The following is a 23087-nucleotide window of genomic DNA, read 5'->3' as shown; positions in this document are numbered from 1 at the left end:
AACCGCCGTCGGTCACGTCGCCCCGCGTTCATGCTCGTCGTCACCGCCTCCCGACGGGCCGGTGCAATCATCACGTCCCGGCACCGACACCCTCGCCTTCCCGGCAGGGACGGCACACAGCGTCGTCGCTCGCCCCGGCGGACCCGGGAAGCGTCAGGAGGCCGGGTCGGGGCCCGGCAAGGGGATCCAGGTGTGCGACCACGCGATGATCGCGTCGAGGACCGGTTCCAGGTCGTGTCCCTTGGGTGTCAGTCGGTACTCCACCTGCACGGGTGTCACGGGTACGACATGACGCTCGACCAGGCCGTCGCGCTGCAGTTCCCGAAGCCGCTGCGCCAGCATGGTGTCGCTCACTCCCGGGACGGCGGCCTTGATCTGCGCGTATCTGCACTGGTCCGTGAAGAGCGCCCGCAGGATCGCGCCGGTCCAGCGGGTGCCGATCATCTCGATCGCCGTGTGAAAACGCACGCAGACCGGGTGGATGTCCCCATCCTCCGGCACCGGTCCGGGTGTCACGACGCGACGGGGGCGCGCAGCGGGCGCAGGGCGTCGGTGAACCGCACCAGTTCGTCGAGCATCGCCTTGGCGGAGCTGGTCATGACGTCGTTGGGCACCAGACGCTTGTCGTCGTCGATGAACTGCTGCACGAAGGGGATGGACACCGCCTCGAAGACCGGCGTCATCTTCAGGGTGGTGACCACCTGCTTGATCATCTGCGCCGCGCGCGTGCCCGCGGACACGCCGCCGTAGCTGACCATGCCGACCGGCTTGTACCGCCACTCGCTGTGGAGGTAGTCGATCGCGTTCTTGAGTTCGGCGTTGTAGCCGTAGTTGTACTCCGGCATGACGAACACGAAGGCGTCCGCCTCGGCGACCTTGGCACTCCAGTCGCGCGTGTGCTGGTGGGTGTAGCGGCCGAACCGCGGGTGGTGGGGTTCGTTCATGAAGGGCAGGTCCACTTCGGCGAGGTCCACGACCTCGATGTCCGTGAAGCCTCCGTGCGTGGCGGCTTCCGCCTCGATCCAGCGCGCAACGCTCGGGCCGAGGCGTCCGGGGCGGGTGCTCGCCACGATGATTTCCAGCTTGCTCATGTTCGACGTCGCCTTTCCAGGGTCCTGGCCTGATACTAAGTTTTCCTGAGTAGACAAGCAATCCTTACCCAACACAGGAAACATGCACTCGGCCGCAGGCCCCGGGTCCTACGGCCGGTGCTGGTCCACCGCGTAACCCAGCACTTCGGACATGGCACGGGTGGAACGCAGCAGTTCGTCCGACAGGCGTGCCACGTCCTCCTCCGTCACGCCCCGTGCGGGCATCACCAGGGTGACGACGAGCGGGAAGGACTCACCCGCGGTGAACACGGGGGCCGCCACCGAGGTGATACCGGGAATGACACCCCCGACGGTGGTGGCCACACCCTCCCGCAGTACCCCGGCCCTGATCCGGTCGACGCGGTCCCGGGTGGCCGCGTCCAGCGTCTCCGCCTCCAGTTGCCCGCGCAGCACCGGTTCGGTGAGCTGCTCGGGCAGGTGCGCGAGGAACGCGCCTCCCATGGCCGAGGTCAGCAGGGGCATGGTGGCACCGACCCGGACGGTGATCGGCAGTGCGTGGGCGCCGTACTCCCAGCGCACGACGACCGGTCCGTGATCGCCCCACACCGACAGGTTGACCGCGTGCGAGGTGCTGTCCCGCAGTCCCGGCAGGTGCTCGCTCACCAGCGCGACCTCGTCCATCCTGCGCAGCGACTCGACGCCGAGCCGCCGCATGGCCGGACCCATGTCGTAGCGCCCGGAGCTGGGCGACTGGGCGACGAGGCCGACCCGGGCGAGGCTGACCAGGTAGCGGTGGGCCTTGCTGGGCTGCATGCCGCAGGCGGCGGCTATCTGTGTGAGGCTCATCGGCCCCCGTCCCTCTTCCAGGGCCTGGAGGACCGTCATCGCCAGTTCGACGGACTGGATGCCCTGCCGGGCCGGCGACGCCTCGCCGGGCGCGGAGTCGGAGGGGGGTTGTGTCTTCACGGAAGCGATCATAGTGACCGGCCCGACGCCGTGGCCCTGAACCGTCCGCCGGGGACAACACCGGGGCCGCGGAAGGGGCATCAGGCTTCCGGCCCCACCTCCCGGGCTGTCGCGTTGCCGTGGATCGCGCCCAGCAGCTCGGTCGCGAGCCCGGTCACCGCGTCGGAGCCGCTCGCCGTGCCGTACACGTAGAAGTCGGGTCGGACCACTACGGCCGAGCAGCCCAGCTCGGCCATCCACGCGCGGTAGGTGCCCTCCACGTCCTGGACGACGGCCGCTCGCGGATGCTCGGCCGCCCGCTCAGCGAGGACGACGACACGGACCCCGGCCCCGGCCAGGTCGTCGAGCAACCGGCCGTCCTCCAGCCCGGCCCAATGCCCTTCTTCCACGAGCAGGTGGAAGCCACCGCCCACGACCTGGTCCAGGCGGTCGCGGCGAGTGCCGTCGTCGACGACGCCCTGCACCGACAGCCGGCCCCGGCCGGCCTCCGCGCCCCGCGTGAACAGGCCGTCCACCAGGTCCGGGAAGCGCATGGGCTCGGGTGCGGCGGACTCCGCGCGGCGGGCCAGCAGCGTCCGGTCGCGCGCGGCGGCCTGCTCGGGGTCGCGCAGGGTCTGGAGGTGCCCCAACTCGATGCCCTTCTCGGTCACCGCGCGCACATGCGGCTCGCGCTCGGTCTGATACGTGTCGAGGATGTCGTCCGGCGCGGTACCGCGCAGCACCAGGTCCAGTTTGAACGCGAGGTTCTGCGAGTCGCGGAAGCCGGAGCACATGCCCTGGCCGAGGAACGGGGGCATCTGGTGGGCCGCGTCGCCCGCGAGCAGGACGCGGCCGCGGCGCCACCGGTCGGCGATCAGCGACCGGAAGGTGTAGGTGGCGACGCGGATGAGGTCGGCGTCGTCGGGGGTGAGGTAGGAGGCGACCCGCTTCCAGACGCGCTGCGGGTCGCGCTCGCTCTCGAAGTCGCCGACCGAGTCGAGCATGAAGCTGAACCGGTGGTGTGCGGGACCGAGCGAGATGATCGAGGTGGGGCTCAGCGGGTCACCGAGCTGCAGGGCGCGCGGAACCTCGGTCGGACGGCGGAAGCGGAAGTCGCACACCATCCAGGGCTCGGAGAAGCCGTAGTCGTGCAGTTCCGCACCGAGCGCGGAGCGCACGAAGCTGTTGCCGCCGTCGCAGCCCAGGACGTAGCGCGCCTCCACCGTCTCGCGTCCCCCGGGGCCCTCGACGGTGACCGTGACCCGGTCCTCGGTCTGCTCCAGAGCGACGGCGGAGCCGGAGTGCCGCACCTCCACCCGGTCCATGGAGCGGCACAGGGTGTCCAGCGCCTCTTCGAGGTCGGGCTGGTACATCATGTTCCACTCGGCCCAGCCGCTGCGCCCGTTCGCGGCGAAGGACTGCTCTATCAGCAGGTCGCCCTTGCCGTTGCGCCACTCGTAGGTGGGCTGTACGCGCACCTTGGGCAGCAGCTCCTCCGCGACGCCGAGACGCGCCAGGGTGCGCATGGTCTCGTCGTCGAAACTGGCCGCGCGCGGCAGGTTGTACAGGCCCGCGTAGCGCTCCAGGACCAGGACCCGGTGCCCCGCCCGTCCCAGCAGGGCGGCCGCCACCATGCCCACCGGACCGTACCCCACCACGACCACGTCCACCGCGGTCCCGTCCGGGACCGGGCCCACCGCGGCGACATCCGTACCCGTCATCGGGCACCTCCACTTACTCGGACGTTCCAAAGGGTTGACACCGACGGAACGTACGTTTCACCATCGATGAAGTCAATGCATATAAGTGAAATCGAGGAGTCGCGATGCGGACCATCGGTCTTGAGGAACACTTCGTCACACCCGAGCTGGAGAAGTACGGCGCCTCTGCGGCCGCCATCCTTCAGCCGGACAAGTGGCGCGAGGCGTCCCGGCGACTCCTGGACCTCACCGGCGAGCGGCTGGCCGAGATGGACGCGGTCGGACTGGACATGCAGGTGCTGTCCCTCAACTCCCCCGGCATCCAGGCCGAGCAGGACGCCGCCACCGCAATCGCCCGGGCGACGGCCGTGAACGACCTGCTCGCCGGCGTGGTGGCCGACCACCCCGACCGCTTCGCCGGTTTCGCCGCGCTGCCGCTGCAGGACCCGAAGGCGGCCGCCGACGAGCTGGAGCGCGCCGTCTCCGAGCTGGGCATGCGCGGCGCCCTGGTGAACGCGCACACCCAGGGCCGCTACCTCGACCACCCTGAGCTGCGCGTCGTCTGGGAGCGCGCCGCGGGCCTGGACGTGCCGCTCTACCTCCACCCGGCCAACGGCGTCGACGTCCCGCACGTCATCCAGGGACACCCGGAACTCATCGGTCCGATGTGGAGCTGGGGCACGGACACCGCCACCCACTTCATGCGGTGCGTGTTCGGCGGCGTCTTCGACGACTTCCCGGACGCCAAGCTGCTGCTGGGCCACATGGGCGAGGGCCTGCCCTACGCGCTGTGGCGCATGGACTCCCGCTGGGAGTACCACAACCATCAGGGCGTCGAGCTGGCCCGGGACAACCCGTCGGAGTACGTCCGTCACAACCTGTACATCACGACCAGCGGCGTGTGTTCGGCCGCACCGCTGCTGTGCGCCCTGCTCGCCCTGGGCTCGGACCACATCCTCTTCGGCACCGACTACCCCTTCGAGGAGATGGCGGCCGCCACCGAGTTCCTGCGGACGGCACCCGTCAGCGAGGCCGACCGCGAGAAGATCGCCCACGGCAACGCCGAGCGGCTCCTCGGCCTCTGAAGGCCGACCTCCCCTCTTACCCCTCTCACGCAAGGAGTCGCCGACATGACCCCGGACAACACCGCACGGCACTGGATCGACGGCGAGTGGGTCGGTTCCGAACGGACCCGCGACAGCATCAACCCGGCCACGGGCGAGGTGATCGGCACGTACGCGGACGCCGACGCCGAGGTGGGGCAGCGGGCCATCGACGCGGCCGACCGCGCGTTCAAGGGGGGAGACTGGCGCCTCGACCCGATGGTGCGCGCGACCGCCCTCAGCCACCTCGCCGACGCGTACGCGGCACGCATGGACGAGGTGATCGACACGCTGTGCCTGGAGAACGGCAAACTCCGTCATGAGGCGGGCTTCGAGTCGCACTTCATCCTGCGCGCGCTGCGCTTCGCGGCGGGGCTCGCGGTCCAGCCGCACGGCCGGGTCACCGACACCCAACCCGGCCGCCAGGCCATGTCGATCCGGCAGCCCGTCGGTGTCGCGGGCATCGTCGTACCGTGGAACTCCCCCGCCTACCTGTGCATCCGCGCACTGGCCCCGGCTCTCGCCGCGGGCTGCACGGCCGTGGTGAAGATGCCGGGGCAGGCGGCCCGTACCGCCGCGCTCATGAGCGAGATCCTCGACTCGGTGCCCGAGCTGCCGAAGGGCGTGGTGAACGTCGTCGTCGAGTCCGGCTCGGACGTCGCCCGCCTGTTGGTCGAGTCGCCGCGGGTGCCCGCCATCAGCTTCACCGGCAGCACGGCCACGGGGCGGCTCATCGCGCAGGGCGCGGCGGCCCACTTCAAGCGGGTGGGGCTGGAACTGGGCGGCAAGACCCCTCACTTGGTCTTCGCCGACGCCGACCTCGAGGCCGCGCTCGCCACGGCCGTCGCCTCGTGCACCGTCTTCGCCGGGCAGTTCTGCATGACGGGCAGCCGGGTCCTGGTGCAGCGGGAGATCGCGGACGAGTTCACCGCGGCACTGGCCCAGCGTCTGGAGAGCGTGCGTCCCGGTCCCGCCGCCGACTCCGAGAGCCAGATCGGTCCCCTGATCGACAAAGCCTCGGTGGCCCGCGTCGACGCCGCGGTGGAGGCGGCCATCGCGGCCGGCGCCAAGCCGATCGTCCGCGGCGGCCCGAGCACCCGCCCCGAACTGGCCGGCGGCGCCTTCTACCACCCGGCCCTGCTCGCGGTCACCGACTCCTCACTGCCGATCGTCCAGGAGGAGACCTTCGGCCCGGTCCAGACCGTCCAGGTCTTCGACACCGAGGAGGAGGCGATCGCCCTCGCCAACGACACCGAGTACGGCCTGAGCGCCTGTGTCTGGAGCCGTGACGCGGACCGTCCGGTGCGAGTCGCGCGGCAGCTCGACGCCGGGCTCATCTCCATCAACAGCTGGGCCAACCTGACCATCGAGTTCGAGGAAGGCGGCTTCAAGTCCAGCGGCGTGGGCCGGCTCGGCGGCCTGGCGTCCGTGGAGGACTTCCTGGAGTACAAGCAGATCACCCAGGACTACGTGCCGCAGCACCACTGACGGCGGCCCGGCGAGGGCGGGGCCGCGTCCGCGCGACGCGTCCCGCCCCAGGGCTTCCGCCAACGTCACACGGCACAGGAGCATCCTCATGGCCGCACCGTCCACGCCGAGCTGCTCGTTGGAAGCGGACCCAGGAGATCAACGTCGGCTCCCGGTTCCTGATGGCGAAGGCCGTCGCCGTCTCCGCGACCGCGTCGCGCGCTCCGGGCGGCCGGCGGTTCACCGGGGACGACATGCTGCGGACGGTGGCCGACACGCAGTCCATCAAGCGGGTCGACAGGGACTCCGGAAGTCTTGCTGTTATCACATATAGCGCCTAGGCTCACCGGAGCCGGCGGCGCCCGGAAACGGGTCTTCGCATCCACGAATCCGGGTCGGCCGACTGCCCCCGCGAGCTGTGCGTTGTCGTTCGCCGCGCGCGCTCCCTCACCCCGCGCGACACGCTGGAACCCACCCCTGGCAGGAGGCCACAGATGGCCAAGCAGCGCGACCTTCTGACCTTCGAGGTCGACGGACACAAGATCACGGCGCTGGTCGCCGGGCCCGCCGAGCCCACCGGCAAGCCCCTGATCGCCGCCCTCCACGGCGGCACGTACACGGCGCGGTACTTCGACGTCGCGGGCTCCCCCGAGGGGTCCTTCCTGGACGTCGCCGTCGCGCACGGCTATCCGGTGGTGGCCTTCGACCGCCCCGGCTACGGCGGCAGCACCGTGCTGGAACCGGAGGCCAACACCTTCACCCGGCACGCGGAGCTGCTCAACGGCGCCCTGGCGCAGGCCACCGAGCGCCTCGGAGCCGACGGCGTGTTCCTCGTCGGCCACTCGATCGGCGGCATGATCGCGCTGATGATCGCCGCCGCCGAGCCGGACATCCCGCTGATCGGCGTCTCGGCGACCGGCATGGGTGCCGTCATCCCGAGCGGCGGAGCGGCCGAGGCACTCGGCTCGCTGCCCGCGGACGCGACCGTGGACCTGCCGTACGACCAGCGGGACCAGGTGATGTTCGGCCCCGAGCACACCTACCGGACGGAGGGGGTGCGCCAGGCGCACGAGTCCTACGCGCCCACTCCGGTAAGGGAGTTGATCCAGGCGCCGAAGTGGCCGAGGGAGCACCTGCCCCACCTCGCCCCGAGGGTCCGCGTGCCCGTGCACAACGCGCTCGCCGAGTTCGACGCCCTGTGGAGCAGTGGTCCGGAGAACGTCGCCAGGTTCGCCGCGTTGTTCACCGCGGCGCCCTTCGTCGACGCGAGCGTGGCGCGCGGGACGGGTCACTGCATCGACCACCACACGCTCGGCCTCGCGACGCAGCTGCGGCAGCTCGCGTTCGCCGAGGAGTGCGCGCACTGGGCCACGCGGCAGAAGAACGACAACTGATGCCCTCCGTCGAGAACAAGCACCTCCCGCGACACGTCCAGGTCCTCGTCGCCGGCGGCGGGCCGGTCGGCCTGGCCGCCGCCGTCGAGCTGGGTCGGCGGGGCGTGGACTGCCTGGTCGTCGAGCCTCGCGCCGCCGTGTCCCGCGCCCGGCCCCGCTGCAAGACCCTCAACGTGCGCACGATGGAGCACCTGCGCCGCTGGGGCCTGGCCGAGCGGCTGCGCGAGCGCGCCCCGCTGCCCGCCTCCTGGTCCCAGGACGTGGTGTTCTGCACCTCGCTGACCGGCAGGGAGCTGTCCCGCTTCACCGGCGTCCTGGGCCTCGCCCCGGAGGGCGACCGCTTTCCGGAGATCGGCCAGCAGGCGCCGCAGTACGTCCTGGAGGAGGTGCTGCGTGAGGCGGTCGAGGAGATCGCCCCGGGACGGCTCGTTCTCGGCTCGAAGGTCGTCGGCGTGCGTCAGGACGACGACCTGGTGAGCGTGACCGTCGAGGACGGCGCCGGGGAGCGCGCCGTCGTCACCGCCGACTACGTGATCGGCTGCGACGGCCCGCGCAGCGTCGTGCGGGACGAGATCGGTGCCCGTTACGTGGGCGGGGAGGCCCTGCGCCCGAACTTCGGCATGGTCTTCGAGAGCCCGGGCCTGTGGGAGCACGTGACGCACGGACCGGCCGTGCAGTACTGGGTGGTCAACGCGACGGCGCCCGCGCTGGTCGGGCCGCTGGACCGGACGGACACGTGGTGGGCGATCGGCTTCGGCGTCGACCGGGAGACCGGGGAGCGCGAGGCGCGGGAGATCATCGACGGCCTGGCCGGCCGCCCGGTGGAGGCGAAGGTGCTGTCCACCGACCCGTGGACGGCCCGGATGCAGATCGTCGACCGCATGCGGGACGGGCGGGTCTTCCTCGCCGGTGACGCCGCCCACCTCAACCCGCCGTTCGGCGGGCACGGGCTCAACACGGGCATCGGGGACGCGGTCGACCTGGGCTGGAAGCTCGCGGCCGTGCTGGCGGGCTGGGGCGGGCCGGACGTCCTCGACAGCTACGAGAGCGAGCGTCGCCCGGTGCAGGAGCGCGTCATCCGTGAGGCGACCGCCAACATGCGGGTGCTGTCCACCGAGTTGCTCGCGGACGACCTCGACGCGGACGACGAGGCGGGCGCGGAGGCCCGGTGGGCCGCGGGCGCGCGGATCCAGGAGACCAAGAGGGCGGAGTTCCACTCCCTCGACCTGGTTCTCGGCCTCCGTGTCGCCGCCTCGCCGATCGTCCCCGCCGAGCCGGCGGGCGCGGAGGGTTCCGCGTGGACCGGGGCCCGGCTGCCCCACCTGTTCCTGGCGGGCGGCCGGTCCCTGTACGACCTGCTCGGTGCCGACCTGACGCTGCTCGCCCTCGGGCAGGACGCGTCGGTGACGGCCGTCGAGGAGGCCGCGCGCCTGCGGGGCGTACCACTCACCGTGGTCCGTCTGCCGGAGCCGGTGGCCGCCGCGTACGCCGAAGTGCTGGGCGCCCGCCTCGCCGTGGTCCGCCCGGACCAGGTGGTGGCCTGGCTCGGCGACGAGGCCCCCGAGGACGCCCTCGCCCTCGTCGACACCCTGAGCGGCGGCCCACACCGGAGCGGCGGATCGGCCTCCCGCAGTACCTGAAGAAGCCACGTCGACCGGCGTGCCCGCGCCGACCACCAGACTCCGCCCCGGCCGCGTCCTGTCCGAGGTACCTGCCTCGCGGCCGGGGCGGTCCGGTACCGATGGGGAAAGTGAAACCGATGGCCCTGGCCGGCGGCCACCGCATCCCCGCGGGCCGGACCTCAAAGAGCGCGCCGGCCGGCACCGCGCACTCCCTGCTGCCCACCCTCCAGGCACCACGAACACCCCCTGGTGAGGGACACCTCTCCCGAAAGGAACGCAACACTCATGAGCACCAACCAGTGGTCGAGACGTCAGGTCCTGAACACCGCGGCCGGCACCGCCGCACTCGCCGGGGCGTCCACGCTGATGACGCCCGGTGTCGCCGAGGCCCACGGCGGCAGGCCCGACCCGCACGGCAAGCTGCGGATCATCGCCATCGAGGAGGCCATCATCCTGCCGGGCCTCATCACCGAGGGCACGGCGCTGAACGGCGCGATTCCCTTCAAGCCCGAGGTCACCGCCGAGTGGTTCAAGCGGCTGCCCGACGTCACCGAGTACCGGCTCGCCGACATGGACGCCAACGGCGTCACCATGCAGGTGCTCTCCCTCACCCCGCCCGGGGTGCAGATGCAGCCCGACGCGGCCATCGCCGTGCGGGACGCGCAGGTCGCCAACGACGCCCTGGCCGCCGTCATCGACGCGCACCCCACCCGGTTCGGCGGACTCGCCGCGCTGCCCCTCCAGGACCCGCAGGCGGCCGTGCGCGAGGCCCGGCGCGCCATACGCGACCTGAAGATGGCCGGCTTCCTGGTCAACGGCCACACGAACGGCCACTACCTGGACGAGCCGCAGTTCCGGCCCGTGTGGGCGGCGTTGGAGGAGCTGGGCGCCGCGATCTACCTCCACCCGACGCCGGCCCCGACCGGTGACTGGGGTCTGCTGAAGGACCGTCCCGAGCTGGTCGGTCCCCTCTACAGCTGGGCGGCGGAGACCGGCGGGCACGCGCTGCGGGTCGTCCTCGGCGGCGTCTTCGACGACTTCCCGGGCGCCAAGCTCATCGTGGGCCACATGGGCGAGTTCCTGCCGTACATGATCCCCCGGCTCGATGTGCAGATCCGGAACATCAACACCAAGGTGCCGCTGAAGAAGAAGCCCTCCGAATACCTGACGCGGAACATCGCCATCACCACCTCGGGCGTGATGGACGACAACATGCTCCAGGCCGCCATCAAGTCGGTGGGCATCGACAACGTCCTCTTCGCCATCGACTACCCCTTCGAGAAGAGCGAGCAGGCCGTCGGTTTCCTGCGCGGGGCGCGCCTGTCCCCCGGTCACCGCCGGAAGATCGCCGGCGGCAACGCCGAGCGCATCCTGAAGCTCTGAGCGCCACGGCGCCCCGCTGACTCCGCGCCCCGCACCGTGCCCCTCACGGTGCGGGGCGCTGTCGGCATCCTTGTCATGCACGCAGCCGCCGCACCGGGGCGTAGTTATAGTTGATATCCACCACCGGACGGCCGAAGCGAGGGACACAGCGTGGCGACACCCCGAGGGGCCATCCAGCCCATCATGTCGCGGTCCGTGGTGGACCAGGCCACCGATGAACTGCGGCGCGCGATCCTGGCCGGCGCCCTGGCCCCCGGTGCGGAGTACTCGCTGCGCGAGCTGGCCGGGATGCTCAACATCAGCTTCATCCCGATCCGCGAGGCGCTGCGCAGCCTGGAGAGCGAGGGCCTGGTCATCATGCGGCCCGGCCGCAGCGCCGTCGTCGCCCCGCTCGACCTCGACGACCTGCGCGGCATCTACCGCCTGCGGCGCGCCCTGGAGCCGGAGATCGCCCAGCGTTCATGCGCCCTGCTGACGGACGAGGAGCTCGACCGGCTGGAGTCGCACGCGGCCGACTTCGGCGCCCGGGAGCACGGCATGGCCGACATCTACGACGACCACCACGCCTTCCATCTCGCTCTGCTGGCGCCGGCCGCGACCGCCTGGGACATCCGGGTCCTGACCACTCTGTGGCGAGCGGGAGAGCGCTACATCCGTATCGGCTTCGGCCGGCTCGATCCCGACCCCGCCGAGCACGAGCGGCGGGGCAGGGCCCACACGGCTCTGGTGGAGGCCTTCCGCACCCGCGACCCCGCCGTGGTCGGCGAGGCCGTCGAGCGGCACCTCGCGCGCAACGAGAAGATCGCCTTCTCCGCCCTGTCCTGACGGGCCCGGCTTACGGCGCGAGGGGCGCCTCCGCCTCGGCGGCGGCACCGGCCGGCGCGGCGGCGGACGTACGGCGGCCCGACCGCAGCAGCCCGATCAGGAGGGCACCGAGGAGCGCGGGAACGACGAAGGCGTAGAAGCCGGCCCGGGACGAGCTGATCAGCACGGTGACGGCGGCCACGTAGCTGGGACCCACGATGGCGCCGACGCGGCCGACGCCGAGGCTGAAGCCCAGCGCGGTGCCGCGCAGCCGCGCCGGGTGGGCGTGGGCGACGTAGATGTTGACGAGCGCCTGGGTGCCGAGCGCGCCGAAGCCGGCGACCGCCGAGGCGGCCAGCAGCAGCGGGCGGGGCTGCGGCGTACTCAGAGCAATCATGGCGACAGCGGCGAGGAGGAAGCTGACGATCGTGGAGACCTTCAGCAGCCCGCGGTCGGCGACCAGGGCCGCGCCGAGCGTGCCGATGACGGCACCGACGTTGAAGGCGATGGAGAACTCCAGTGAGGAGCTGAGGTCGTATCCGTTGTCGACCATCAGCGTGGGCAGCCAGGTGCTGGCGCCGTAGACGATGACGAGCCCGGTGAACGTGGCCGCCCAGAACAGCAGGGTGGAGCGGCGGTACTGCGGCCCGAGCAGTTGGCGAAGCCTGTTGCCGGACTCCTCCGCCTCGGCGGCCGGGGCGGTGCCGACCGCGGCCGGGCGGTCCTGGACCGCGGCGGGCACCAGGCGCCACACCACGGGGATCAGGATCAGGGGGACGACCCCGAAGAGGAAGAGGGTGCGGAAGTCCCACGCGGGCAGCAGGGCGCGGCCGACGACGCCGGTGACGATGCCGCCGATGGCCAGTCCCGTCGTGGCGGTGCCCACCTGGAGGGAGTGCCGGGCCGGGTTGGCGGCCTCGCTGACGTAGGCGGTCACCAGGGGGATCAGGGCGCCGATGCCCATGCCGGTGAGAAAGCGGGTCGCGCCGAACAGGGCGAGGCTGCCGGCCACGGCGCTGACCAGCATGGCCAGGGAGAGCCAGGCCAGGCTGATGGTCATGGGCAGGCGACGGCCGTAGAGGTCACCGGCCCAGCCCGCGGCGATGGAGCCCAGGGGCATGCCGAGCGCGGTGAGACTGCCCAGCAGTCCCAGCGTCGACTTGGTGACGTCCCAGTCGGGATGGTGGAGCAGGGAGGGGCCGACCGCCCCCAGGATGAAGAGGTCGTACCCCTCTATACACAGGATGACGAGCCCGAGGGCCACCGCGGGACCGGGGCGGGACCCGGTCATGGGTGTGCCGGGGGTGGGGTTCATGTCCGTACTCCTCATGAGGGACTGCATGCGTGGGAAGGCCACGGCGATACCGCGAGGGCATGTGACAGGGGACGCGCGATCGCGGGGGCTGCCGGCCGGTGCCCGGCCGCACGGGGCGGCACCGGGGCCGGAACGCTTGTTCGTGGCCGGGAATCCCCGCAGTGGGCACGGGATGCCATGCCGCGGGGGAGCTGCTCGGAAGGGGGCGCGCCCGGTGGTGCCGACGCAGTGCGGCACACGGGGGCGGTACGTCGCCGGGACGCGTCGCCGGGCGTCACGGACGGACTGGGTGTGATGCTGAGGCCCGTCACGGGGACGTGTCAATGCCTGCGGGACGGCGACTTGAACGCATCGACCTCCGCCAGGTGGTCGGCGGGCGGTCACGAGAGGTGATGCCGAAGGGTTGTTGTTATCACATATAGCGGCTACGGTCGGTCCGTCCTCCTGGCACCGGCCCCGTTCGGCCGCTGCCGCCCGGCCAGCGCCCACCGGCGCCGCCACCCGGACTGTCCGCCCGTGCCCGCACAACCAGGGTCTGTACGGCGGCAGTCACGCCTCCCCGGACACACCGTGCCGACGGCCGACCACCGCCGGCGTTCCGCGGAGACCGGGGCACGAACGCTGTTCTTTCCGCACCCGCCCGGCAGAAAGGCACAACGATGTGCATCAACGACACGAACCGGCGTGACTTCTTCAAGACGGCCGCGGCGGCCGGCATCGCCGTCGCGGGGGTGTCGGCGCTGGCCGCGCCCGCCTCCGCCCACGCCCAGGAGCACACCATCCACCTCGGCGACAAGACCGCACTGACGAACGCCCGGATCTTCGACGGCGACCGGGTGACCTCCCCGCGCACCGTGGTCATCGACAACGGACGGATCGGCATCAGCCCGTTCGGCGCGCGCCGGATCGACTGCGGCGGCGCGGTACTGCTCCCGGGGCTGACCGACGCGCACATCCATCTTCGGGACGTCAACACCCTGCACGCGCTGGCCGGTTCCGGTGTGACCACCGGTCTGGACATGGCCTCCTTCCCGCCCTCGCTCGTCGACTCGCCGCGCGGACTGCCCGGTCTGACCGACATCCGCAGCGCGGGCACACCCGCGGTGGCACCCGGGAGCCCGCAGAGCCAGATCCCGGCCTTCCCGGCGGACGCGGTGCTGACCGGTCCCGACCAGGCCGCCCGGTTCGTACGCTCCCGGGTCGCCGAGGGCTCGGACTACATCAAGATCATCATCGATGAGCCGGGGCTGTCGCCGGAGACCATCGAGGCCGTGACGAGGGCCGCACACTTGGCCGGCAGGCTCGTCATGGCCCACGCGACCTCGACGGCCACGGTGGTGCGGGCGCTGGACGCGGGCGTCGACATGATCCACCACGTGCCGATGGACAGCGCGTTGTCGGCCTCGGTGGCGGCTCGCTACGTCTCGACGGGCACCGTCGCGGTGCCCACCCTGACCATGATGGAGGGCTTCGGAAAGCTCGGGATACCCGGCATGGACTATGCGGCCGCCGAGGGCAGCGTCGCCGCGCTGCGCCGGGCGGGGGCGCGGATCCTGGCGGGTACGGACGCCAACCTCACGCCGGGGATTCCGGTGCAGCCGCCGTACGGCACGAGCCTGCACCACGAACTGGAGCTGCTGGTCCGCGCGGGGCTCACCCACCGCGAGGCGTTGCGGGCCACGACCAGTCTGCCCGCCCAGGCATTCGGCCTGCGGGACCGCGGCACCGTCCGCGTCGGCAACCGCGCCGACCTGGTCCTGATCGACGGCGACCCCCTCACCGACATCACCGCGACCCGCGCCGTCCGGCGGGTCTGGATCGGCGGGGTGGAGTACACCCCGACCGCCGCCTGACCGCCGGCCCGGCCCCACGGCGGCCCCTGCGGGTCAGCCGGCACAACCCCGGGGACGGCACCGCGTCCGTCACCGGGGCAGCAAGGTCACCGAGCGCCTGCGGGCGCTGTCCAGACGTCCATCGAAGAAGCGGCGCCATGAGACTCCCAGCCCTGACCGACCACCCGCACCGACCGAGAGGTGCCACCGCGCTGCTCGCGGCCCTCGGACTGACGATGACCGCGGCCACCGGCTGCTCGGCCTCCGCCGACACGCAGGAGGCCGAGAACGGCTCGGTCCGCGTGGCACTCGTCGAAGCCGCCCCGCCGAGCCTGCCCCTGCTCGCCGAGGAGAACGGCGACTTCGCCGACCAGGGCATCGACGTGACGATCTCCCAGCGTCCGAGCACACAGATCACGTCCTTCGCCCCGTCACTCGGCTGGGACTACGACATCGCCTGGGGCACCCCCGCGGACGTCGTCGGTGCCGCCGCACAGGGCCACGACATCGTCGTGGTCGCCGGAGCGTACATCGACAGCAAGGAGCACATGCAGGCGCAGATGTACGCCGGTGAGAACGGCTCCGTCCACTCGCCGACCGATCTGCGCGGCAAGCGGATGGCGGTGCCGTCCCTGTCCGGCACGCTGTACCTGGCGGTGGTGACCGCCCTGAACCGGGCGGGGGTGGACGTCAGCGAGGTGAACCTCGTCGAGGTGCCGTTCACCGACATGCTGGGCGAACTCGACGCCGGCCGGGTCGACGCCGTCGCGACGGTCCAGCCGTTCATGGGGCCGGTCGAGGCCGCCGGGAACCGGCCGCTCGGCGACCCCTTCCTGACGATCGACTCCCCCGCCGTCGCCGGCATGTGGATCGCGAAGCGCGACTGGGCGGCGGAGAACCCGAAGACGGTCGCCTCCTTCGTCGCGGCCCTCGACTCCGCCGACTGGTGGGCCGGGTCCCACGAGAAGGAGGCACGGGCCTTCCTGTCGGACACGCTGGACCTGCCGAAGCAGATGGCGGCCACCGCCCCGCTGCCCGACTGGGACACGTCGATCTCGGCCGAGGCGCTGAACCCCTGGATCAAGGCCGTCTCCGACTCGGGCCAGGTGCACGGCACTCTGCCGAAGGCCGAAGATCTCCTCACGGCCCCCGGGAAGCCCGCGACGAAGGGGTGATCGGAGGCCGGAGGTCCGAAGCCGTGCGGGGCCGACAACGCGTCGGCCCCGCACGGCTGTTCAGCGGCGGATCACTGCGCGATCACTGCGTCAGGTCCAGGGCCGCGCCGACGATGCTGTCGGTGTCGATGCCGTGGTAGCGGTAGACCTCTTCCAGGGAGCCCGACTGGCCGAAGCGGGTGACGCCCAGCCTGCGGATCGGCACCCGGTGGATGTTCGACAGGAAGGCCAGCGTGTGCGGATGACCGTCCAGGACGGTGACCAGCGGCGTGGCCCGCTCCGCCGGGAAGACCTGGTCCAGGATCCAGTCAGGCGCGTCACCGTGCCCCGTACGGGCGTCCAGGGCCTGGTAGAGCAGCCCCGGGCTGGTCACACACACGACGTCGGCCGGGATGCCGAGGTTCTGGAGGCGGTCCGCAGCGGCCAGTGCCTCGGTCACCACGGCGCCCATCGCCGCGATGGTCACCTTCGCCCCGTCCGGCCGGCGCAGCGGATACGCACCGGCGACGACCTGGCGGCGCCGCCGTTCCCGGGCCGCCGGGTCGGTGGGAATCCGGGCGAGGGTCTGGTCGACGGGGCGGGTGGAGAGCCTCAGGTAGGCGGAGCCGCCGTCGCGCCTGCCGAGGCGGGACAGGGCGGCCAGCAGCGTCCACTCGGTGTCGAGGGCGAAAGCCGGCTCCCAGGTCGTGCAGCCGGGCTGCTCGATACCGAGGGACGGCGTGGTGACGGACTGGTGGGCGCCGCCCTCGGGCGCCAGGGTGACGCCGGACGGAGTGCCGACCAGGATCGACTGGCCGCCGGCATAGATGCCGTAGGACCAGGGTTCCAGGGCGCGGTTCACGAAGGGGTCGTACATCACCCCGATGGGCAGCAGCGGCTCGCCCCAGCGGCTCCAGGTCGCGCCCAGTTCGCCGAGCAGGCCGACCAGGTTGGTCTCGGCGATGCCCAGCTCCATGTGCTGGCCGGTCGGCCGTTCCCGCCAGTGCAGGATGGTCTCCGCGTCGTCGGCGAACCAGTCCACGCGCTCGGCGGGCGACCAGACGCCGACCTTGTTCACCCAGCCGCCCAGGTTGGTCGAGGAGCTGACGTCGGGGCTGACCGTGACCACCCGGCGGGCCGCCTCCGGCGCGCTGCGGGTCAGGTCGAGCAGCGTACGGCCGAGGGCCGCCTGGGTGGTCGCGACGCCGGTCGGGGTGCGCCCGATGTCGGTGGGGATCGCCGGGGGCGCCGTCTCGGTGACGGCGTCCCGGCGCAGCCGCGCCCCGGTCTCGGCGCAGAGGTGGGCCGCGGCCGAGTCCGCGGGAAAGCCCGCCCAGGGGTTCTCGAGGTCGGTGCCCACCTCTGCGGCCAGCTGCCGCATCTGGTCGTCCGTCAGCAGGGAGGAATGGTTCTGCGGGTGCCCCTGGGTGGGCAGTCCGTAGCCCTTGACGGTGTACGCGAAGATCACCGTGGGCCGGTGGTCGTCCACCTCGGACAGCGCGGTGTCGAGGGCGGAGAGGTCGTGTCCGCCCAGGTTGCGGACCGCCTCCATGAGGGTGGCGTCGTCGATCTCGGCGAGCAGTCCACCGATCGCCGGGGCCTCGGCGCCGGTGCCGGGCAGCCGCTCGCGCAACTCGTCGGCCGGGCAGCGCAGCAGGCGCTGGTACTCGGGGTTGGCCATGGCGTCGATGCGCGCCCGCAGCGCGGCCCCGCCGGGGCGCTCGAACAGCTTCTCCAGCAGGGTGCCGTACTTGAGGGTGAGCACCTGCCAGCCGGCCGCGGCGAACATGCCGTGCAGCCGGCCGGCGGCGATGTTCGGTACGACGCGGTCGAGGGACTGCCGGTTGAGGTCGACGATCCAGACCAGCTCTCCGAGGTCGGCGACCTGGGGGTCCATCAGGGCCTCCCACACCGCGCCCTCGTCCAGTTCGGCGTCGCCGACCAGCGCGTACTGGCGGCCCTTGAAGCCCCCGTCGCCGCTCCTGTCGGCGTAGCGGCGGGCCAGGGCTCCCCAGATCGTCGCCGTGGCGCCGATGCCGACCGAGCCGGTGGAGTAGTCGACGGTGTCGGGGTCCTTGGAGCGGCTCGGGTAGCTCTGGAGGCCGCCGAAGGCCCGCAGCGTGGGCAGGTAGGACGCGTCCAGCTCACCGATCAGGTGGTTGACGGCGTGCAGTACCGGCGAGGCGTGCGGCTTGACGGAAACCCGGTCCTCGGGGCGCAGGTGACGGAACCACAGGGTCGTCATGATCGACACCATGGAGGCGCAGGAGGCCTGGTGACCGCCCACTTTGAGCCCCGACGGATTGGGGCGCACCCGGTTGGCGTGGTGCACGATCGCACTGGACAGCCACAGCACGCGATCCTCGATCTCGTGCAGCACGTCGAGGGCGACGGCCGTGGTCCGCCGAGGGGCGGCTGGTGCGGTGGTCATGGCGAAACGGTCTCCTCGCGCTCGGCACAGCCCGCGCGCGGACGTGCGGCGGCTGTGACTTGGGACGTACCACGGCGGCATGCGGAGCGCACCGGGGCGTGCCCCGGCGCACATCGGGCCGGCTCACGACCGGGTCACGGTCGGCGGCGTGCTGCCAGGGGCGGGATCGTTGCGGACGAGCAGATCACCGGATCAGGATGCTGCACAAGAAGCAGCGGGAAAATTACGCAGAATGCCCAATCACCCGACCTCTCAGCCCCGGAAGGTGCGCACTGTGCCCAGCTCCGAACGGATCGACCCCACCGACGCGCGCCTGCTTCTGGCACTCGCCGCCCAGCCCCGAGCCACCACGGTGGCGCTCGCCGAGGCGAGCGGGCTGAGCCGCAACACGGTCCAGGCCCGACTGGCCGCCCTGGACCGCAACGGCGCCGTGGCGTCCTTCGAACGGCGCATCGACCCCGCGGCCCTCGGCTGTCCGCTGACCGCGTTCGTCACCACCCAGGTCGCCCAGCGCAGGCTGGACGAGGTCGCACACGCGCTCGCGGCGATCCCCGAAGTCCTCCAGGTGCACGGCCTGACCGGTGACACCGACCTGCTGGTCCACGTGGCCGCGACCGACGCCGAGGACCTGTACCGCGTGGCCGGCCACATCCTCGACATCCCCGGGGTCGAACGCACCAGCACGGCGCTCGTCATGCGTCAGCTGGTTCCCTACCGGCTCGCGCCGCTGCTGCGCCGGACCGCGTCCCGCTGAGCTCCGTCCCGCCGCGCTCCCTGTGGCCGACACCGTGCGAACCGGAAATGGTGAGACCGAACCCTTGCTGTTATCACATATAGCGGCCTACTGTGTGACCAGCACCGCGGTCGCCACGAGGCACCACGGCCACCCACCGCGCGACAGGCAGGCCCCGCGCCTCGCGGGGACCCGGCGGACCGGGCTTCTCAACAGCCAACAGCCCACGGCCCTGCCGACGTCGTCCCGTTCACGCCGGGTCTGGCGCGGCCCTGCCGTCGTCACCCGCCGTCGGACGTCGAATCGCCGAGTGCCGTCCCATCCGAGATTCACAGGAGCAGTTCCGTGCGCATCGCCAACCTCTCCGGCCGCCTGGTCCTCGTCGTGGACGGTCTCGCCGTCGACGTCGAGCAGGCCAGCGGTGGCCGCTTCACCGCGGATCCGCAGGCCGTCTACGAGCGGTGGGAGGAGTTCCGCCACTGGGCGGCCCAGGCCCGCCTGCCCCAAGGAAGCCCCTTCGAGCCCGCCCGTCTGGGTGCGCCCGTGCCCACCCCCCGGCAGATCGTCGCCGCCGGCCTCAACTACCGCGACCACGCGGCCGAGTCCGGCTTCGCCCTGCCCGACACCATGCCGCCGGTCTTCACCAAGTTCGCCACCAGCATCACCGGCCCCGTCACCGAGGTCACCCTGCCGCCCGGCGGCCACACCGACTGGGAGATCGAACTCGTCGCCGTCATCGGCACCCGCGCCCACCGCGTCCCCGCGGAGACCGCCTGGGCCCATGTCGCCGGGCTGACCGTCGGCCAGGACATCTCCGAGCGCATCACCCAACTCGAGGGCCCCGCTCCGCAGTTCAGCCTCGGCAAGTCCTTCCCGGGATTCGCCCCCATCGGGCCGTGGCTGGTCACCCCGGACGCGCTCGACGACCCCGACGACCTGGGACTGCGCTGCACCGTGAACGGCGAGGAGGTCCAGAAGAGCCGTACCAGCGACCTGATCTTCTCCGTACCCGAGCTGGTGGCCCGTCTGTCCTCGGTCGTCCCCCTGCTGCCCGGCGACATCATCTTCACGGGAACCCCGGCCGGCGTAGGCCTGGGCCGTACCCCCCAGCGCTGGCTCGCGCCGGGGGACGAGCTGGTCAGCACCATCGAGGGTATCGGCGAACTGCGTCAGCGCTTCGTCGCGCAGGCCTGACGCCTCGAACGGCCACGGCTCCCGCGAGAGAGCACTCACACACCCGCACGGACCGACACATACTGAGAGTACGGGCGCACCAACGGATCACCGGCTCCGGCTTCCCGGCCGAACGGTGACGGCCCACCCCGGACGGCCGCCCGCAGATTCGATCGAGGAGGATCGAATGACCGCCACACCGAAGTTCGCACACGTCGTGTTCCAGACCAGCAACCCCACCGGCATGCGGGACTGGTACTGCGCCGTTCTCGACGGGCACGTGGTGTTCCAGAACGACAGCCTGTGCTTCATCACCTACGACGAGGAGCACCACCGCGTCGCCCTGCTCACTCCCCCGGTCCCGCTGGAGCGCAGGACGCCCACCACGGCCGCGGCCCACCACGTCGCCTACACCTTCGACCACCTCGACGACCTCCTCGCCCGCTACGAACTGCTGCGCGACAAGGGCACCGCCCCGGCGGTGTGCATCGCCCACGGTGTCACCACGTCCATGTACTACCAGGACCCGGACGGTGGCTTCGTCGAGATGCAGATCGACAACTTCGCCGACCCGGACGAGGCCACCGCGTACATGAACGGACCGGAGTACAGCGCCGATGCCGTCGGCCCCGCCTTCGACCCGGAGGCCATGCTCGCCGCCCGCCGTTCAGGAGCGGCAGTCGATGACCTGATTCACCGGTCCTGGGCCCTCAGGACCCCCATGCCCGACCCGATGCTGGTTCTCACCGGGGCCGTCTGAACACACGGCGTCCAGCACGGACCACCAGGGGTGCCGGGGCAGGACCGGCATCCCTCCGGGGCGTCGCCGGCTCGGTGGCGCCCCCGTACCCACCGTCTGGGGGAACCCTTGAGCGCATCCAGCGACCACGCCGACTGTTTCATGTGCGGCCTGGAACAGAACGAAGACCCCGCCGTCGTCTTCCGCGACCCCCTTTGGTCGGCGGACACGGTGCCCGGCTACGACGTGCCCGGCTGGTTCGTCCTGCGGGTCCGTCGGCACGCCGAGCGCATCACCGGGCTCGACGAGGCCGAGCTGGCGTCGTTCGCCCGCCGCGCACGCGACCTGGTCGCGGCGGTCACCGAGGTGACCGGTGCGCCGGCGACGTACCTGATGGTCTTCGGCGAGAACCATCCGCACTTCCACGCACTGATCACGGCGCGTGACGAGCGGGTACCCGCCGACCGGCGCAACGGCGACATACTGCGCCTCCGGGACGAGCACACCGACCCGGAGGCCGCCGCCCGCTTGGTCCCCGCGGTACGCCGCGCCTACGAGCGTCTCGCCGGTGACAAGGCCCGTCCGATCCCGGCCTGAGGCCCAAGGCGGATACGGTTCCGGCCGTCGGACGGCCGGAACCGTATCCATTTCCGCACACCGGTCGGTTCCGCCGGCCCGGTGACTGTCCGGGGTCACGAGGCCGGCGGAAGTGTGCTTCACCTCGCCGATGCGTCCCGGGGGACGTGCACCGGTGCCGCGGTGGCGGCGGTGACCTGTTCCGCGGTCACGCCGGGGGCCGTCTCCACCAGGACGAGTCCGCCGTCGGTGACGTCGATGACGGCGAGGTCGGTGATGACACGGTGGACGCAGGAGCGCCCGGTCAGGGGGAGGGTGCACTCCGGGACGATCTTCGGGCTGCCGTCCCTCGCGGTGTGCTCCATGAGGACGACGACGCGACGGGCCCCGTGCACGAGGTCCATCGCCCCGCCCATGCCCTTGACCATCTTGCCGGGGATCATCCAGTTGGCGAGGTCGCCGCCCGCGGAGACCTGCATGGCGCCCAGGACGGCGGTGTCGATGTGTCCGCCGCGGATCATGCCGAAGGACAGCGCGGAGTCGAAGAAGCTCGCGCCCGGCAGCACCGTGACGGTCTCCTTGCCGGCGTTGATCAGGTCAGGGTCGACCGCCTCGTCGGACGGGTAGGGGCCGGTGCCCAGGATGCCGTTCTCCGACTGGAGGACCACGTGCACGCCCTCGGGCACGAAGCCGGGGACGAGGGTGGGCAGTCCGATGCCGAGGTTGACGTGGTCGCCGTCGCTGAGTTCGGCTGCCGCCCGGGCGGCCATCTCGTCTCTGGTCCAGGGCATCAGCCGGACACCTTCTCTCGTGCCGCGGGCACGGAGACCGTACGCCGCTCGATCTGTTTGTCGGCCGCCTGCCGCGGTGTGAGCGCGACGACGCGCTGGACGAAGACGCCGGGCAGATGGATGTCGTCCGGGCTCAGGACGCCCGGTTCGACCAGTTCCTCGACCTCGGCGATCGTGACGCGGCCGGCCATGGCGGCCAGGGGGTTGAAGTTCCGGGCGGACTTGTCGAAGACGAGGTTGCCGTGCCGGTCCCCGCGTGCCGCCCGGACCAGGGCGTAGTCGCAGGTGATGGCCTCCTCCAGGACGAAGTCGCGGTCGCCGAAGCTGCGGGTCTCCTTGGCCGGTGAGGCGAGGGCGACCCTCCCGTCGGCGTCGTGGCGCCAGGGGATGCCGCCGTCGGCGTGCGGGGTGCCCACACCCGCGGGGGTGTAGAAGGCGGGGATGCCGCAGCCTCCGGCCCGCAGGCGTTCGGCGAGGGTGCCCTGGGGGACGAGCTCCACCTCGAGTTCGCCGCTGAGGTACTGGCGGGCGAACTCCTTGTTCTCGCCGACGTAGGAGCCGGTGACGCGGGCGATGCGACCGGCGCTCAGCAGGATGCCGAGGCCGTGGTCGTCGGTGCCGCAGTTGTTGGAGACCACGCGCAGCGCGATGGCGCCCTGGTCGTGCAGGGCTGATATGAGGGTGCTCGGTATGCCGCACAGGCCGAAGCCGCCGACGGCCAGGGAGGCGCCGTCACCGATGTCGGCCACGGCGACGGCCGCGGAGGGGGATGTCTTGTCCATGCGTGTCCTTCGGAGGTCTTCGCGGTAGTCGTTTGCACAGAAGGGCGGCGAACGGGCCGTGCGGGGCCCGTTCGCCGTGGTCGATGGGCCC

The 23087-nt window shown here is 71.7% G+C and carries 20 protein-coding genes; 12 read left to right on the top strand and 8 right to left on the bottom strand.

The annotated features are described in order from the left end of the window. Positions 1-153: 153 nt before the first annotated feature. The 4 genes from ACZ7MF_RS10585 to ACZ7MF_RS10570 all read right to left on the bottom strand — a co-directional run bounded on the left by ACZ7MF_RS10585 (position 154) and on the right by ACZ7MF_RS10570 (position 3718). Positions 154-468 carry a winged helix-turn-helix transcriptional regulator gene (locus ACZ7MF_RS10585; RefSeq protein WP_471475781.1) on the bottom strand — a complete coding sequence of 105 codons (315 nt, stop codon included), beginning with the start codon at positions 466-468 and terminating at the stop codon, positions 154-156. A 44-nt stretch (positions 469-512) separates the two neighbouring features. Beyond that, positions 513-1091 (bottom strand): NADPH-dependent FMN reductase, encoded by a 579-nt coding sequence (locus tag ACZ7MF_RS10580; RefSeq protein WP_471475780.1) that lies wholly within the window; start codon positions 1089-1091, stop codon positions 513-515. Positions 1092-1199: 108 nt separating this feature from the next. Further along, a complete protein-coding gene (locus tag ACZ7MF_RS10575) occupies positions 1200-2018 on the bottom strand; it encodes an IclR family transcriptional regulator (protein WP_471475779.1) in 819 nt (272 codons plus the stop codon). A gap of 80 nt (positions 2019-2098) precedes the next feature. Next, positions 2099-3718: a bifunctional 3-(3-hydroxy-phenyl)propionate/3-hydroxycinnamic acid hydroxylase gene (locus ACZ7MF_RS10570; protein WP_471475777.1), complete on the bottom strand. Its 1620-nt coding sequence runs from the start codon at positions 3716-3718 to the stop codon at positions 2099-2101. Between the two features lie 104 nt (positions 3719-3822). Here ACZ7MF_RS10570 and ACZ7MF_RS10565 point away from each other — a divergent pair, with 104 nt between their 5' ends. The 6 genes from ACZ7MF_RS10565 to ACZ7MF_RS10540 all read left to right on the top strand — a co-directional run bounded on the left by ACZ7MF_RS10565 (position 3823) and on the right by ACZ7MF_RS10540 (position 11491). Further along, positions 3823-4782 carry an amidohydrolase family protein gene (locus tag ACZ7MF_RS10565; protein WP_471475776.1) on the top strand — a complete coding sequence of 320 codons (960 nt, stop codon included), beginning with the start codon at positions 3823-3825 and terminating at the stop codon, positions 4780-4782. A 45-nt stretch (positions 4783-4827) separates the two neighbouring features. Next, the gene (locus ACZ7MF_RS10560) at positions 4828-6288 is read left to right on the top strand and encodes an aldehyde dehydrogenase family protein (RefSeq protein ID WP_471475775.1); all 1461 of its coding nucleotides are present in this window, start codon (positions 4828-4830) and stop codon (positions 6286-6288) included. A 473-nt stretch (positions 6289-6761) separates the two neighbouring features. Beyond that, positions 6762-7661: an alpha/beta hydrolase gene (locus tag ACZ7MF_RS10555; protein ID WP_471475774.1), complete on the top strand. Its 900-nt coding sequence runs from the start codon at positions 6762-6764 to the stop codon at positions 7659-7661. Continuing rightward, complete coding sequence (locus ACZ7MF_RS10550; RefSeq protein WP_471475772.1) at positions 7661-9301, top strand: FAD-dependent monooxygenase; 1641 nt, start codon at positions 7661-7663, stop codon at positions 9299-9301. Before ACZ7MF_RS10555 ends, ACZ7MF_RS10550 begins: the two co-directional genes overlap by 1 nt. Before the next feature lie 267 nt (positions 9302-9568). Further along, entirely contained in the window at positions 9569-10666 is a 1098-nt protein-coding gene (locus ACZ7MF_RS10545) for an amidohydrolase family protein (protein ID WP_471475771.1), read from the top strand. Positions 10667-10816: 150 nt separating this feature from the next. After that, the gene (locus ACZ7MF_RS10540) at positions 10817-11491 is read left to right on the top strand and encodes a GntR family transcriptional regulator (protein WP_471475770.1); all 675 of its coding nucleotides are present in this window, start codon (positions 10817-10819) and stop codon (positions 11489-11491) included. 10 nt (positions 11492-11501) lie between these two features. Here ACZ7MF_RS10540 and ACZ7MF_RS10535 read toward each other — a convergent pair whose 3' ends face one another. Continuing rightward, positions 11502-12785, bottom strand: a complete 1284-nt coding sequence (locus tag ACZ7MF_RS10535; RefSeq protein WP_471475768.1) for an MFS transporter — start codon at positions 12783-12785, stop codon at positions 11502-11504. Between the two features lie 659 nt (positions 12786-13444). Between ACZ7MF_RS10535 and ACZ7MF_RS10530 the strand changes: the two genes are divergently transcribed. Further along, positions 13445-14638 carry an amidohydrolase family protein gene (locus ACZ7MF_RS10530; RefSeq protein ID WP_471475767.1) on the top strand — a complete coding sequence of 398 codons (1194 nt, stop codon included), beginning with the start codon at positions 13445-13447 and terminating at the stop codon, positions 14636-14638. 137 nt (positions 14639-14775) lie between these two features. After that, positions 14776-15792 carry an ABC transporter substrate-binding protein gene (locus ACZ7MF_RS10525; protein ID WP_471475766.1) on the top strand — a complete coding sequence of 339 codons (1017 nt, stop codon included), beginning with the start codon at positions 14776-14778 and terminating at the stop codon, positions 15790-15792. An 82-nt stretch (positions 15793-15874) separates the two neighbouring features. Here the strand turns inward: ACZ7MF_RS10525 and ACZ7MF_RS10520 are convergent, their stop codons facing one another. Further along, positions 15875-18202: a transketolase-like TK C-terminal-containing protein gene (locus ACZ7MF_RS10520; protein ID WP_471475764.1), complete on the bottom strand. Its 2328-nt coding sequence runs from the start codon at positions 18200-18202 to the stop codon at positions 15875-15877. Positions 18203-18476: 274 nt separating this feature from the next. Here ACZ7MF_RS10520 and ACZ7MF_RS10515 point away from each other — a divergent pair, with 274 nt between their 5' ends. The 4 genes from ACZ7MF_RS10515 to ACZ7MF_RS10500 all read left to right on the top strand — a co-directional run bounded on the left by ACZ7MF_RS10515 (position 18477) and on the right by ACZ7MF_RS10500 (position 21444). Beyond that, complete coding sequence (locus tag ACZ7MF_RS10515) at positions 18477-18956, top strand: Lrp/AsnC family transcriptional regulator (protein ID WP_471475763.1); 480 nt, start codon at positions 18477-18479, stop codon at positions 18954-18956. A 324-nt stretch (positions 18957-19280) separates the two neighbouring features. Beyond that, positions 19281-20129 (top strand): fumarylacetoacetate hydrolase family protein, encoded by an 849-nt coding sequence (locus tag ACZ7MF_RS10510; RefSeq protein ID WP_471475762.1) that lies wholly within the window; start codon positions 19281-19283, stop codon positions 20127-20129. Positions 20130-20295: 166 nt separating this feature from the next. Continuing rightward, complete coding sequence (locus ACZ7MF_RS10505; protein ID WP_471475760.1) at positions 20296-20868, top strand: VOC family protein; 573 nt, start codon at positions 20296-20298, stop codon at positions 20866-20868. 108 nt (positions 20869-20976) lie between these two features. Then, positions 20977-21444 carry a hypothetical protein gene (locus ACZ7MF_RS10500; RefSeq protein WP_471475759.1) on the top strand — a complete coding sequence of 156 codons (468 nt, stop codon included), beginning with the start codon at positions 20977-20979 and terminating at the stop codon, positions 21442-21444. Between the two features lie 119 nt (positions 21445-21563). Here ACZ7MF_RS10500 and ACZ7MF_RS10495 read toward each other — a convergent pair whose 3' ends face one another. After that, on the bottom strand, positions 21564-22214 hold the full coding sequence (locus tag ACZ7MF_RS10495) for a CoA transferase subunit B (protein WP_471475758.1): 651 nt from the start codon (positions 22212-22214) through the stop codon (positions 21564-21566). Then, positions 22214-22996 (bottom strand): CoA transferase subunit A, encoded by a 783-nt coding sequence (locus ACZ7MF_RS10490; RefSeq protein WP_471475756.1) that lies wholly within the window; start codon positions 22994-22996, stop codon positions 22214-22216. The genes ACZ7MF_RS10495 and ACZ7MF_RS10490 overlap by 1 nt, the downstream gene beginning before the upstream one ends. Positions 22997-23087 lie beyond the last annotated feature (91 nt).

This window comes from Streptomyces sp. NPDC111628, assembly GCF_055635195.1.
The sequence above is the reverse complement of the archived record's forward strand: the minus strand, read 5'-3'. Positions and strand labels throughout refer to the sequence as shown.